Genomic DNA, 13,158 nt, shown 5'->3' on the forward strand with positions numbered 1-13,158 from the left:
TCGACTTGTTGAGGTCGAGGGAACCGTAATTATCTGGAGTGAAATCATGGAAAACCGAAGGAAACCTGCGCCTCCTGCCGCCACGCTCGACATAAACTGCGACTGCAAAGAATATGTGTTGGACTATCTTGCCCACTCCTTTCCGGTGCAGCTCTACGAGCCCTTCACCGACTCGGAAGGCAATCTCTCGTCGCGGCCGGTCTTTCGCGACGGCCAGCCGGTCGAAAGCCGCGAAGCGGTTACCCGCCGCGACCGGCTGATCGAGAAGCTCGCCTCGTTGCCGCCTGTGCCCGGCGCGCTCGATCAGATCGTGCAGCGCTTTGGCACGGACATGGTCGCCGAAGTGACAGGACGCTCGCGCCGCGTCATCCGCAAGGGCGATCGGCTGATGGTCGAGAACCGCGCGGCTTCGGCGAACCTTGCAGAAACCGCGGCTTTCATGGACGACGCCAAGCGCATTCTGGTGTTCTCCGAGGCCGGCGGCACGGGGCGCTCCTACCACGCCGAACTGTCGGCGCGGAACCACCGGCTGAGGGTTCACTACCTCCTCGAACCCGGATGGAAGGCGGACGCCGCCATCCAAGGCCTGGGTCGCACGAACCGCACCAACCAGGCGCAGCCACCGCTCTTCCGCCCGATCGCGACCAATGTGAAGGCCGAAAAGCGTTTCCTGAGCACGATCGCCCGCCGTCTCGATACGCTCGGAGCGATCACGCGCGGACAGCGTCAGACCGGCGGCCAGAACCTGTTCCGGCCTGAAGACAATCTCGAAAGTCATTACGGCCGCGATGCGCTCCGTCAGCTCTACATGCTGCTGGCGCGTGGCAAGGTCGAAGGCTGCTCGCTTCAGACCTTCGAGGATTCCACGGGTCTGAAGCTGATGGATGCGAACGGCATCAAGGACGAACTGCCGCCGATTACCACCTTCCTCAATCGTCTGCTGGCGCTGACCATCGACCTGCAGAACGTCCTCTTCACCGCGTTCGAACAGTTGCTCACCGCCCGCATCGAAGGGGCGATCGCATCCGGCAGCTATGACGCGGGCCTCGAGACGCTGCGCGCCGAGAGCTTCGTCATCACGGATCGAAGCGTCATTTACAGCCATCCCGCGACCGGCGCCGAGACGCGATTGCTCACCATCACCGAGCGCAGACGCAACCTTCCGGTGACGCTGGCGGAAGCCTTCGATCGTCTCTCCGATCCGCGCGCGGTGCTCTTGATCAACGAGCGATCGGGACGCGCCGCCGTTCAGGTCCCGGCGCCGAGCCTCATGCTCGACGACGGCGAGATTGAACGGCGGGTACGGCTGATCCGGCCGATGGAGCATCACAGCCTTCCGCTGAAGACAATGGCGGAAAGCCATTGGATGGAGGCCAACCGTGAGCGCTTCGCGGAGGCTTGGCACGTCGAACTCGGCGAAGTTTCCGATTTCACCGACAGCACCATCCATGTGGTGGCAGGCTTGCTCCTCCCGATCTGGAAGCGGCTGCCGAACGAGTCGACCCGGGTTTACCGACTCCAGACCGATACGGGTGAGCGCATCATTGGCCGCAAGGTTTCGGCCGCCTGGGCGGCGAACGCGCTGGCGGCCGACACGCCGACCCTGACGCCTGACATGGCGTTCGGCGCACTGATGGAGGGGCGAACCATCCTCGACCTCGCCGAGGGCCTGCAGCTTCGCCGTGTTCGCGTCATGGGCGCCAACCGCATCGAGCTGTCGGGATTCGACGACACGATGCGCGACCGGCTGAAAGCCTATGGCCTCTTCCACGAGATCATTTCCTGGAAGCTGCGCATGTTCGTGCCGACCGATGCGAGCGGCGTCGAAACACTCAATCGCGTGCTCGATCGCTATCCGGTCGAGCGCGTCGGCGAACGGGAGGCCGCGTGATGCCGCGCGACGCTTCCGACCTGGCACGCCGGCTCGCGCGCGACGCGGAGACGGTGTGCCGTCACTATCTTTCCAATGGCCGCCGCGAAGGTCGTTATTGGCAGGTTGGCGATGCCCGCAACACACCCGGTCGATCCATGTTCGTTCGGTTGAAGGAGTCATCGAAAGGACCAGCCGGCAAGTGGACCGATGCCGCAACAGGCGAACATGGCGATCTCCTCGACATCATCCGCGAGAGCTGCGGCCTCGTCGACTTCCACGATGTTGCTGACGAAGCGCGCCGCTTCTTGAACCTGCCGCGCAGCGAACAGGAGCCTTCGCCAAACTCGGCCAGACCACCTGCGCAGACTGGCTCGCCGGAGGCCGCACGGCGGCTCTTTGCGATGTCGCAGCCGATGATGCGCACACTCGCAGAGACGTATCTCCGTAATCGCGGCATTACGCCTTTGCACGAAGCCGGCGCATTGCGATTCCACCCGCGCTGCTACTATCGCCCGGATGATTACTCGCCGACCGAAATTTGGCCAGCGATGATCGCACGTGTGACCGACCTTGATGGGCGCATCACCGGCGCGCACCGCACCTGGCTCAATCCCGCCGGCTTCGATCTCGTCCGTCTCGGCAAGGCGCCGATCGATACGCCACGGCGCGCGATGGGCGATCTTCTCGGCAACGCCGTCCGTTTCGGTGTGGCCACCGATGTGCTCGCGGCCGGCGAAGGCATTGAGACCATGCTGTCGCTGCGCTGCGTGTTGCCGACCTTGCCGATGGCCGCTGCGCTCTCGGCCAATCACCTCGCAGCCTTGTTGCTTCCGCCGACGCTGCGCCGGCTCTATATCGCTCGCGACAACGATGCGGCCGGCGACGGGGCCGCGATCGCGTTGACCGAGCGGGCCCGCTCGGCCGGGGTCGAGGCGATCACCTGGACCCCGAGGCGGGGCGACTTCAACGAGGATCTGCGCGGCATCGGCGTCGACGTGCTGGCAGCAGCCTTGCGGATCGAACTTATCCCGCAGGACGTCGCGCGCTTCATGCACGTTGACGCCGCCGAGACGGGATGAAGGGCGACGGTTCGCGTGTCGCCATGGTTGGTCTGGTGAGGCCCCGCAAGCCGGAAAGAGTCCGCACCCTGGCCTTCTAGAGGGCGATCGGACCAGAAGCGCCCCGGTCCAGCAACCTCAAGGGCCGACTATTTTCCGTCGGCGGCGAAGCCGCCTTTACAGCGCGAGACAAAATAGCCGGCCCCTTCGGTCCTCCGCTGCGCTTCGGCCGCGGCGCGAGGGCGCCGCGGTGCAAGCCCGTTCCGCTCCCGGTCCAGTGATCGCCACGAAGGCCGCGATGGGCGCGGCCGATCCGGCAAAGGACCTCACCATGACGACCGACCATGACGACATCGACTTCGAACCGCCGCACAGCTCATCCCCGACCGATCACGTCCTCAACGAGCTTCAGCTCTACGGCTACCGTCCCTTCCAGGGCGAACCCGACCCGAGGCCGCTTCCCGAAGGCAATGTCGTGGCCGGCGCCGTCGTCGACATCTTCGACGCCCTGATCTCGACTCTGGGTGAAACGCGCCTTGAGCCGGACCTCGAGGATCTGCTCTGGTCAACGGTCAATCTCTTCCACCGCGCCGTCGATCGCATCGAGCGCGAACTCGACGATAACGAACAGGCGCAGCGGCGCAGCCAGCGCGAGCAGAACGGCTCGGAAGTGAAATCGGTCGAGCTCGAACGCCTGACGGCCGAGGGCATCACGCTGATCGAGCGCCGCAACAGCATGGAGCTCTTCCGCGACCAGGCCGCCGAACACTTCGAGACGCACACCGGCACACCCTGGCGTCCCCGGTCAGGATCGCTGATCAATCATCGCGCGCTCACCGCAGCGATGATCGACAGCCGCGACTTTCTGGCTGCGAAGCGTCGGGCCGAGACCGAGGTCATGCTGCCGCCTGGTCCGAAGATCGCGCTCACCGGCGGGCTCGACTTCAACGACCATCGCATGATCTGGGATCGACTCGACAAAGTCCACGCCAAGCATCCCGACATGGTGTTGCTGCATGGCGGGTCGCCGAAAGGCGCGGAGCTCATCGCCGCCAAATGGGCGAGCAATCGCAACGTGCCGCAGATCGCCTTCAAGCCGGACTGGACGAAGCACGCGAAGGCGGCTCCGTTCAAGCGCAACGACGCGATGCTGGCGGTCCTGCCGATCGGCGTCCTGCACTTCCCGGGCACCGGCATCCAGGACAACCTCGCCGACAAGGCACGCAAGCTCGGCATTCCGGTCTGGAAGCACGACGAAGGCGGCGCGTAAGCGCCGCCACTTACGGCATCAGGTATCGAGCAGCTCCGGCCGAAACAGCCGGCGCCGGCTGATGATCTTGCCGGCGACCATGAATACCCCATCGCCGGTGTAATGCAGCGTCTCCGGATGCCTCGGCGACTTGGCGACATGCGCCTTCACCACTTCGAAAACGAAGAAATTATATTTGTCGACCAGCGCATCATCGACAAGACGGCATTCAAAATTTGCGTGACACTCGACAATCAGCGGCGCCTTCACGCGCGTTGCCGATTGCGCCGTGAGCCCGAACCTCTCGAACTTATCGACCTCAGCGCCCGTCGTGTTGCCAACGCCGACCACGGTGTCGATCAACGTCGTGGTCGGGAGATTGATCACGCACTCACGGCTCTTGCAGACCAGGTCAAAGCTGTAGTTTGCGCCGGCGATGACGCAACCGATGAGTGACGGTGTAAACTCCATCATCGTGTGCCACCCCATCGTCATGATGTTTCGCCTGTCATCCAGCGCTGACGACACCATCACGATTGGCCCAGGCTCAAGGTAGCGCCGAACCTGAGAGACCGGAAAATCAAGCTTTTCTGAGCGTCTCGCCATCGTTCCTCCTGCGGTCGGGTCAGGCCCCTGGCACGGTCGCGGACACCGCCGATGTCTGGTGGGACGGGTTTCCTCTCCCATTCGAGGCCAATTTTCGTTATAGTTCGGATCGCGCCGTGGTGGTGGTGGAAGGCGCGACCGTCACACGCTTTGTCACGGAGACGCCGCGATGCTCGTCATCGGACTCATACTCAGCATTTTTGGGATCGGCCTGTTCTGCTGGCTGATCTTCGCCCTTGCGGTTTATGCGCTGCCCTTCTTCGTCGGCCTCACCGCCGGCATGGCCGCCTTCCACAGCGGCGCGGGCGTCCTCGGCGCCCTCCTTATCGGCATCGTCGTGGGCGCGTTGACGCTGGGCGTCGGCCAGGTCGCTTTTGCGCTCGTCAAGCCGATCCCCTTGCGCGCGGCCATTGCAGCGGCCTTCGCCATCCCGGCCGCGATCGCCGGCTACCACGCCGTGTTGGGGCTCTCGCAGATCGGCATGCCATCGCTGTTCTGGCGGGAGACCTTCGCTTGGGTTGGCGCCATCATCATCGGCTGCACGGCTTGGGCGCGCATGACGGTGTTGGCCGAACCCCTTCCGCTGCGACCGGACGGGGCAAATGCGGATGAGCCGCAGCCGGTTCTTACGGCCGCAACACGGGAAGGCTGAGAGGCCGGCCTCTTCGTCATCGAACAGGTTCGCGAAGCACGGTCCAGCGCCATCGGGTCTCGGTTGAGAAACGAGGACGGCCCCGGCCTATCGAAGCGCAGAGCCCGCAGCACCGATCTCCCGGCACTCACATAAAGACGGATGAAGGCGTTCAGTCGCGGCGAGTCCCCGGCAATCGATCCCGCCTTTTTCTACGCCATGGCTTCTTTCTCTACGCCTGAACTCGCCGACGTCTTGTGCAAGAGAACCGATATCCGCCACGTCTCCTCCTGAGGATGCTGTTCAGAGCACGGACGCACCTGGCCTCGTGATGGCCTGATCTGGCCGAAGACCGGCTGCGCCTCGATCGCCTGAGCCGCAACGCCGTCGGCTCGACTTTCTTCCCCTGGGCTAAAGCCCATTCCTCGCGAGGCAAGAAAGTCTCACCGCCGTCATCCTCCGCTGCGCTCCGGCCCGCGAGCGGGTGCGTCGTCGATCGTCCCCGGCCTGTCGATCGCCATCGAGGCCGCGGTGGTCGCGGGCTCGAAATCAGCAAGGAGAAGTGACATGGCTAACATCGGTTCTTTCAAGAAGGTCGGCAGCGACTTCCAGGGCGAGATCGTCACCCTGAGCTTGCAGACGAAAGGCGTCCGGATCGTCGCCGAGACCAACCGCTCCAACGAGAACGCCCCCAGCCACCGCGTCTATGTGGGCCGGGCCGAGATCGGGGCAGCGTGGTCGAAGCGCTCCGAAGAAGGCCGCGACTACCTCTCGCTCAAGCTCGACGACCCTTCCTTCAACGCTCCGATCTACGCGAACCTGTTCGATGACGAAGAGGCCGACGGCTACACCCTCATCTGGTCGCGGCCCCGCAAGAACGGCGACTGAGGCCTTCGCAGCAACCCCGCCCGGCCGCGCCGGGCGGGGTTCGCACGCGCAAGCATTAGACGGCGGCCTCTTACGAAACTCAGGAACCCTGAGCTTGCCCGACCTTGAGCAGGCGCAACGCGTTCATGGTCACAAGCACCGTCGCCCCCGTATCGGCGAGGATTGCAGGCCAAAGCCCCGTGATGCCGACGACGGTCGTTACAAGGAACACCGCCTTTAGCCCGATCGCGATCGCGATGTTCTGTCGAATGTTGGCCATGGTTCGCTTCGATAGGGCGATCATCGCGAAGACGTCCCCCACCCGTCCGTGAAGGACGGCAGCATCGGCCGTTTCGAGAGCCACGTCCGCGCTGCCGCCCATGGCGATGCCGACATCCGCCGCGGCGAGAGCCGGCGCATCATTGATGCCATCGCCGACCTTGATCACTGAGAAGCCCTGGCGCTTCAACTCGCCGACGACACGCTGCTTGTCTTGCGGCAGCAATTCGGCGTGCACCTCGATACCGAGCTGCTTGCCGATCGCGTCCGCGGTTCGCCGATTATCTCCTGTCAGCATCACGGTCTTGATTCCCGCATCAGCCAGCGCTTTCAGACCGGCCTTGGCGTCGACACGCGGTTCGTCCCGCATCGCGATGGCGCCGGCAACCTGTCCATCGGCGAGCAACACCGATACGGTCTTTCCGTCGTCGTTGAAGGCAGCGATCCGTGCGATCTGATCGGGCGTAAGCGCCGTGCGATCGCCCGCTGCGTGCGGTGAGCCGAAGAACACCTCGCTGCCGTCGACCGTCCCGGTGATCCCCTTTCCACCGATCGCCTTGGCGTCGGTGATCTGGGGCACGGCAGCATTATCACTCGCCGCGCGCTCCAGAATCGCCCTAGCGAGCGGATGGTTTGAGCCGGTTTCAAGCGCCGCGGCGAGCCTCAGCACGTCTGCCTCCGGCCGGCCGAAGCCGACAATGTCGGTCACTTGCGGCTTGCCTTCTGTCAACGTGCCAGTCTTGTCGAAGGCGGCGGCGGTAATCGTTCCGATCTTTTCCAGAACGGCGCCGCCCTTCAACAACAAGCCGCGCCGGGCGCCGGCCGACAACGACGCTGCGATCGCCGCCGGGGTCGAGATCACCAGCGCGCACGGACATCCGATCAGCAAGATGGCAAGGCCTTTGTAGATCCATTCGCTCCAGGCGCCGCCAAACAGCAGCGGAGGTATGACGGCGACCAAAGCGGCGACCACGACGACGCCTGGCGTATAGTAGCGCGAAAACCGGTCGATGAAGCGCTCGGTTGGAGCCTTGCTCTCCTGCGCTTCCTCGACCAGCTTCACAACGCGGGCGATGGTGTTGTCGGCAGCGGCGGCCGTCACGCGGATGCGCAGCGCCGCCTCGCCATTAACGGTGCCAGCGAAGACGATAGCGTCTACGCCCTTACGGACGGGCGTGCTTTCGCCGGTGACGGGCGCCTCATCGATCGCGCTTTCACCCGATACGATCAAGCCGTCCGCAGGAATGCGGTCGCCGGGCCGCACGAGGATCAAGGAATCGACTATGAGGTCCTCGGCCGGGACCTCACGCGTCTTGCCTCCCTCTTCGAGCAAAGCGGTCTTCGGCAACAACGCGGTCAGCGATTGAATGCTGGCGCGCGCTCGGCCCGCCGCGACCCCTTCGAGCAGTTCGCCGATCAGAAAGAGAAAGACGACAGTTGCCGCTTCTTCGCTTGCGCTTATGGCGACGGCGCCGACGGCGGCAATCGTCATCAGCATCTCGATCGAGAAAGGCGTGCCGGCGATAGCCGCCATGATGGCGCGCCGGGCGATCGGCACGAGTCCAACCAGCATCGCCGCCGTGAATATCCAGGGTTCAAATCCTGGAACCAACTTGCCTATCGCGTAGGCCGCGATCAGCGCGATGCCGCTGGCAATCGTGAGCCGTCCTTTACCGCTCCGCCACCATGGGCCGTTTGTCGGACCATGGTCGTGACCGTGCAGTTCGGCACTAGACGCCTTGCCGTCGTTCTGCCCGTTGTGATGACGATGCTCAGGACCCTCGCTCTTTCGGGCATCGTCATGCGCGTGAGCGTCCGGGCCGCTGCGACCTTGGCAACCACAGGCCTCGACCGCCTTCGGTCCGCCGTCGCCGATCGAATGTTCTGTCAGCAGTCTGAGCTTGTATCCCAGTCCGGTCACCGTCTTCGTGATCGCCGGACCAACTGCCTCATCGTCACCGTGGCGCACGGTCATCGTGCCGGCGGTGGCCGACACGGAGACATCTTCGACACCCGGCACGCGGCGCACCGCGGTGTCGATCTTTGCCGCACATGAAGCGCAGTCCATGCCATCGACCCGATAGCGGCTCTGTTGCGAATGCTTCGTCATGACCAAATCCTCGATTCAGCCATAGCGCTACGTCCTCTAGTCGCTAGAGGAGCAAGGGCAAAGATCCGCTGCGGGATAGAAAATGCGCACGGCGCGCTGTCGATCTCGCGGCTGGGCAGAGCCCGGGCGAGAAAGAGCTCCCCACTGGCAGCCCTTGATTTTTGGTGCGCAATCGCCAATTCCTCTAGTGACTAGAGGAGTGACCGTCGTGCGCCACATCTCCATCGGCGAGGCAGCCAGACACAGCGGCGTGAAAGTACCGACGATCCGCTATTACGAGCAGATCGACTTGCTGCCGGCCCCACCCCGAACCGAAGGCAATCGTCGCACGTACGATACGCGCGATCTTCACCGGCTGATGTTCATTCGCCACGCTCGCGAATTGGGGTTCGAGATCCCAGCGATACGGACCTTGCTGACCTTGCAGGATCAGCCCAATCAGTCTTGCGCGACGGCGGATGCAATCGCGAAAGCCCGCCTTGTCGAGGTCGAGCAGCGCATTGCGAGCCTAGGTGCGCTCAAGGCCGAGCTTGAGGTGATGATCGACGGTTGCAGTCACGGACGCCTGGCGGAGTGTCGTGTCATCGAGGTGCTAGCTGACCATGGCCAGTGCATGCACCCGCACAATCAGCCGATCGCCTCCTCAACAAGCAAAAGCGCCAAGAAGCCGAAGAAGAACATCGCTGTCACCCACGGCCGATCGGGCGTTTCATGAGCTTCGATCAGCAATTCCTCGGTCACAAGGTAGAGAAGAGCGACCAGTCCGAATGCAAAGAAACCGGTCAGAATCGGACCGGGCAGCAACGCGACCGGAGCCCCGAGTAAAGCGCCGACAGGCAGCAGGATGATCAGCCCGGCCGTTATTCCGACGATTCTGGCTTTGGAGTGAACACTCTCTCCGAGCTCCGTCGCCACAGTAAGGCCGAGAAACAGAATCTCGATCGTCAAGGCAATCGTCAACAGAATGCCAACTTTTGGGCTCGCCGCGAATCCGATCCCAAGCACCAGACCGTCGATCAGAATATCGACGGCAATTGCCGTCAACAGGCCCGCTGGCCCTTTCGCCCACTCTTCCAACTGTTTTACCAGCAGCATCGTGACGACGCCGATCGCGCCACCGATCGCCGTCGCCCAGGGCGAGCCTCGATGCATGACATCGGGCAGGATCTCGCCAGCCGCCGCCGCGAATACAACGCCGGCAGCAAAATGTTGGATCGCGCTGACCAAAGTTGCTTTCGGCCGCGCGTTCACCGCAATCACGGCGCCGATCATTGCGGCCGCAGCCGGGATCAAGGTGAATTGCCAAGCTGAGGCCACCCCAAGCACCTTATTGTTTGTTCGTTGCTCTTGTTGTTGTTGGCGTCAGTCGAATATCCGACCGAGGAAGCCGCGTCCGTGACCACCGCGGCTGCCGTGGCCATCACGTGACCCGTGGCCACCATGACCGCCGTGCTGATCATATCCGCCCCACGGTCCCGGCGCGCTCGGTGCCTCTGAGGACGAAGGCGGTGCGGAAGACCTCTGCTGGGAAACCTGAGAGGTCTCGGCCGCGCTCCGCTCAATGATCTTGTCAAGCTCACCACGGTCCAACCATACCCCGCGGCATTTCGGGCAGTAGTCGATCTCGATGTTCTGCCGTTCGCTGATCACGAGATCGACACGGCAGACGGGGCACAACATGCCAGTGCCTTCGGTTCGCTCCATCGCAAAGAACTCCTTCCTTCACCAAGCTGGAAGGAGATCCTAAATCCTCTAGTGACTAGAGGAGCAAGAGGTTCTCAGCAGGAAACCTCGCGCCGCACCGACGCCCCCTAATCCCGGTCTCACCCAATTCCGCCGACGACCACCACAGTCGCCGAAAAAAGCAACTATTTTCGTCTTCGCAAGGAACGCCACAGCAAGCCCTCCGTTTTCGCTCAATAGGAGGGCATCAAAGTGTTGCCTGAGCCGGCGTTGGATCGCGAGAAACCTCATGTGCTCGTTGTCGAGGATGAAGTCCTTATGCGCGCACTCATCGCCGACGAGTTGCGAACAGCAGGCTGCGCCGTCATCGAGGCCAACTCCGCTGACCAGGCGCTCGATTATCTCGTGGCCGGCGGCAAGGTCGATCTTATGTTCTCCGATATCCAGATGCCTGGCTCCCTCAACGGCCTGCAGCTCGCCGAGCGAGTCCGCGCAGATTTTCCGACCGTCCCAGTGATCCTCACGTCCGGAAACGATCACTTGAACAGCGAGACGATGCCCGGGCGCTTTATCGCGAAGCCATATGACATCACACAGACAGTGGCATTGGTTTTTGTAACTTTGGGCGTCGCGCCGCCGGGAACGCCCGCGTGAGCGACACACGCATCCTCATTGTCGACAGCAACGTCCTGGTCCGCACACCGCTCGCCGAATATCTCCGCGAGTGCGGTTATCAAGTGCTGGAAGCCACCAATTCTGTAGAAGCCAAAGAGGTATTGAACAACACGGCTCGTCCCATTGACGTCGTGCTTATCGATGTCGGCGCTGAAGACCAAAGCGGATTCGCTCTCGCGCATTGGATACGCGATCGCGCCCCAGGTCCACGCGTAATCCTCGCCGGAACGATTACGGGCTCTGTCGAGAAAGCTGCGGATCTTTGTCAGGACGGGCCGGCCGTATCGAAACCTTATGATCACCGCCTCGTGCTGGACCGTATCCAGCGTCTTCTGGCTGCCAAGAACCGCGGCGACCAGGCCTGACAACCGTGCTAGGCGGTGCGTCGGATCGCCCCCGAGCATCTCACAACCGTCCCGGCCTGACCCGAATCACCCCGCACCCCGCCCACCCGCTCCTGAGGCCAAATATGGCCTCGGCGCACCGTTGCGACGACCCATAACGACTATTATAGTCGTTTTTCTGGTGCGCGCAGATCGTCTGTCGGAGGTGATCATGAATGATCACCGGCCGACAAGTGCGGGCGGCGCGAGCCTTGCTGAATTGGACGCAAGAGATGCTCGCCGAAAAAGCCCTGGTGGCGTTGACCGCCCTCAAACGTCTGGAGTCCGAGCGCGGGCTCCCGACGCACGAGAGCACGCGGGACCAAGTTCGCCGCGCGCTGGAGGCGGCGGGGATTCTTTTTGTCGAATCCGACCGTGGCCGCGGAATCATGCTGCTTCACGAGGCAAAGCCTGCAACGGCTTCAGGGCGAAGGTCGGCAAACTTGAAACGTTGAAACCAGCATGTGTTAACGTTTAAGAAACCGTGTCGTCGAGGAGCTTTGATGCAGTCGCCACCCCGGGATCCAGCAGTGGATGATATCGCGCCGACAGCCGCAATCCTGACCGGCTATGACGAGCGCCACCTCGTGACATATCTCCGTCTGCTTGATGCCGACTCCGATGGCGCCGACTGGCAAGAGGTCGCAAAGCTCGTGTTGCGCATCGACCCGGCGACGGAACCCGATCGCGCACGCCGCGCCTGGGAGACGCATCTCGCCCGCGCACGATGGATGACGGAGAAGGGTTACCGCCATCTTCTCTATGGTGGAGCGCCGCACTAGAAAATAGTTCCGTGCAGACCGCGCAGCATGCGCTGCTGTTGCTGTGGGTTTCAGAACACCACCTGAACGTGCATTCTCCTATCCACATCCGCGCATGAGCGGACGCTGGAGGAGACATCACAATGAGTGCTGCCGATTGGCGATCGGCGGACGCGTACCAGGAACTGCGGTTGCTCGACGCGCCGGCTTTCGCATTTGAATTCTTGCGCCGGAACTCCGAATTTCAGGAAGACCATAGGCGGCTTGCACACCGGAGCCGGGGCCGCGCTATCAATCCCTTGGACGCCGAGACGGCTGCGTTCGCCGAACGCTGGGGGGTGCGATTTCGCCCCCGAATTGCCCGACCTCCCCGCAACGGCCGCTCAATGGACAGCCAAAGCGCTCCCTCGCGTCGTCACCATCACAGATGCGCCCGACGAACTCGTCAATCCTGAACTCGGCTTGCCGCCGAGACTTCTTAGCGCAATTGCAAGAGCGGCCGCCGCACGGGCTCTAACGCTCGGCGGCACGCCGGTCCGTGTTGAATTCCTCAACACGGATGGTCCATACGCTGTGCTCCTACCGCTCGACCGGCTTTTCGAAATCCGCGTCGCTACCGCGTTACGCCTTTGGCATGGCCTCGGCGGGCGTCGAACGCCACCGGATGCCGGCGCCCTTACTCAAGAGCGCCGCAAGCGCTTCATCCTTGCGCTGCGCGCGCTCGATGCACGCCTGCTCGGAACGACATATCCGGACATCGCGGCTGGTCTCTTCGAAACCGCCCCTATCACCAAACGTGACTGGATTTCGCACGAACTGCGGGATCAGACCGGCCGTCTCGTGCGGCTCGGTTTCGAGATGATGAAGGGCGGCTACCGGCAGCTTGTTCTCTATCCTTACCGGCGCCGCATCTGAGACCGGTGCGATCTCACTGCCTGCCGACATCGCACTATTTTGGCCGAGACCCCTCCGCCACCGTGATC

The 13,158-nt window shown here is 63.0% G+C and carries 16 protein-coding genes; 12 read left to right on the top strand and 4 right to left on the bottom strand.

The genetic code is table 11. The annotated features are described in order from the left end of the window. The 3 genes from ACP7BL_RS15640 to ACP7BL_RS15650 form a co-directional block, all read left to right on the top strand. Positions 1-1,891: strawberry notch C-terminal domain-containing protein (locus ACP7BL_RS15640; protein ID WP_426258799.1), on the top strand; the 1,891-nt coding region annotated here is incomplete at its 5' end. Next, positions 1,891-2,952 (top strand): DUF7146 domain-containing protein, encoded by a 1,062-nt coding sequence (locus tag ACP7BL_RS15645; RefSeq protein ID WP_041751085.1) that lies wholly within the window; start codon positions 1,891-1,893, stop codon positions 2,950-2,952. The genes ACP7BL_RS15640 and ACP7BL_RS15645, both read left to right, overlap by 1 nt. A 310-nt stretch (positions 2,953-3,262) precedes the next feature. Continuing rightward, positions 3,263-4,201, top strand: a complete 939-nt coding sequence (locus tag ACP7BL_RS15650) for a DUF2493 domain-containing protein (protein WP_041751752.1) — start codon at positions 3,263-3,265, stop codon at positions 4,199-4,201. Positions 4,202-4,219: 18 nt separating this feature from the next. Here ACP7BL_RS15650 and ACP7BL_RS15655 read toward each other — a convergent pair whose 3' ends face one another. Further along, positions 4,220-4,786, bottom strand: a complete 567-nt coding sequence (locus tag ACP7BL_RS15655; RefSeq protein ID WP_012047172.1) for a flavin reductase family protein — start codon at positions 4,784-4,786, stop codon at positions 4,220-4,222. A gap of 169 nt (positions 4,787-4,955) precedes the next feature. On the opposite strand from ACP7BL_RS15655, the gene ACP7BL_RS15660 reads away from it, so the two are divergent. Together ACP7BL_RS15660 and ACP7BL_RS15665 are read left to right on the top strand one after the other, a co-directional pair. Next, positions 4,956-5,438, top strand: a complete 483-nt coding sequence (locus tag ACP7BL_RS15660) for a hypothetical protein (RefSeq protein WP_012047173.1) — start codon at positions 4,956-4,958, stop codon at positions 5,436-5,438. A gap of 546 nt (positions 5,439-5,984) precedes the next feature. Next, the gene (locus ACP7BL_RS15665) at positions 5,985-6,305 is read left to right on the top strand and encodes a DUF736 domain-containing protein (protein WP_041751086.1); all 321 of its coding nucleotides are present in this window, start codon (positions 5,985-5,987) and stop codon (positions 6,303-6,305) included. A 79-nt stretch (positions 6,306-6,384) separates the two neighbouring features. Here ACP7BL_RS15665 and ACP7BL_RS15670 read toward each other — a convergent pair whose 3' ends face one another. Beyond that, positions 6,385-8,673 (bottom strand): heavy metal translocating P-type ATPase, encoded by a 2,289-nt coding sequence (locus tag ACP7BL_RS15670; protein ID WP_041751087.1) that lies wholly within the window; start codon positions 8,671-8,673, stop codon positions 6,385-6,387. Between the two features lie 208 nt (positions 8,674-8,881). Between ACP7BL_RS15670 and ACP7BL_RS15675 the strand changes: the two genes are divergently transcribed. Beyond that, positions 8,882-9,388 (top strand): MerR family transcriptional regulator, encoded by a 507-nt coding sequence (locus ACP7BL_RS15675; protein ID WP_083780807.1) that lies wholly within the window; start codon positions 8,882-8,884, stop codon positions 9,386-9,388. Here ACP7BL_RS15675 and ACP7BL_RS15680 read toward each other — a convergent pair. Both ACP7BL_RS15680 and ACP7BL_RS15685 read right to left on the bottom strand, forming a co-directional pair. After that, positions 9,301-9,945 carry a ZIP family metal transporter gene (locus tag ACP7BL_RS15680; protein WP_012047176.1) on the bottom strand — a complete coding sequence of 215 codons (645 nt, stop codon included), beginning with the start codon at positions 9,943-9,945 and terminating at the stop codon, positions 9,301-9,303. The genes ACP7BL_RS15675 and ACP7BL_RS15680 overlap by 88 nt on opposite strands. Before the next feature lie 90 nt (positions 9,946-10,035). Beyond that, positions 10,036-10,377: a zf-TFIIB domain-containing protein gene (locus tag ACP7BL_RS15685; protein WP_012047177.1), complete on the bottom strand. Its 342-nt coding sequence runs from the start codon at positions 10,375-10,377 to the stop codon at positions 10,036-10,038. Between the two features lie 231 nt (positions 10,378-10,608). Between ACP7BL_RS15685 and ACP7BL_RS15690 the strand changes: the two genes are divergently transcribed. The 6 genes from ACP7BL_RS15690 (at position 10,609) to ACP7BL_RS15715 (ending at position 13,090) form a co-directional block, all read left to right on the top strand. Further along, entirely contained in the window at positions 10,609-11,010 is a 402-nt protein-coding gene (locus ACP7BL_RS15690) for a response regulator (protein ID WP_012047178.1), read from the top strand. Beyond that, positions 11,007-11,396: a response regulator gene (locus ACP7BL_RS15695; protein WP_012047179.1), complete on the top strand. Its 390-nt coding sequence runs from the start codon at positions 11,007-11,009 to the stop codon at positions 11,394-11,396. The genes ACP7BL_RS15690 and ACP7BL_RS15695 overlap by 4 nt, the downstream gene beginning before the upstream one ends. Before the next feature lie 194 nt (positions 11,397-11,590). Continuing rightward, the gene (locus tag ACP7BL_RS15700) at positions 11,591-11,869 is read left to right on the top strand and encodes a helix-turn-helix domain-containing protein (protein WP_041751091.1); all 279 of its coding nucleotides are present in this window, start codon (positions 11,591-11,593) and stop codon (positions 11,867-11,869) included. Between the two features lie 48 nt (positions 11,870-11,917). Beyond that, positions 11,918-12,196, top strand: coding sequence for a DNA -binding domain-containing protein (locus ACP7BL_RS15705; RefSeq protein WP_012047181.1), 279 nt, complete (start codon positions 11,918-11,920; stop codon positions 12,194-12,196). Positions 12,197-12,318: 122 nt separating this feature from the next. Further along, entirely contained in the window at positions 12,319-12,630 is a 312-nt protein-coding gene (locus ACP7BL_RS15710; protein WP_244424244.1) for a transcriptional regulator domain-containing protein, read from the top strand. Continuing rightward, entirely contained in the window at positions 12,533-13,090 is a 558-nt protein-coding gene (locus ACP7BL_RS15715) for a DUF2285 domain-containing protein (RefSeq protein WP_012047182.1), read from the top strand. Before ACP7BL_RS15710 ends, ACP7BL_RS15715 begins: the two co-directional genes overlap by 98 nt. Positions 13,091-13,158 lie beyond the last annotated feature (68 nt).

Origin of the sequence: Sphingomonas sp. DC1600-2, from assembly GCF_049897605.1 — a bacterium.
GTDB lineage: Bacteria > Pseudomonadota > Alphaproteobacteria > Sphingomonadales > Sphingomonadaceae > Sphingomonas.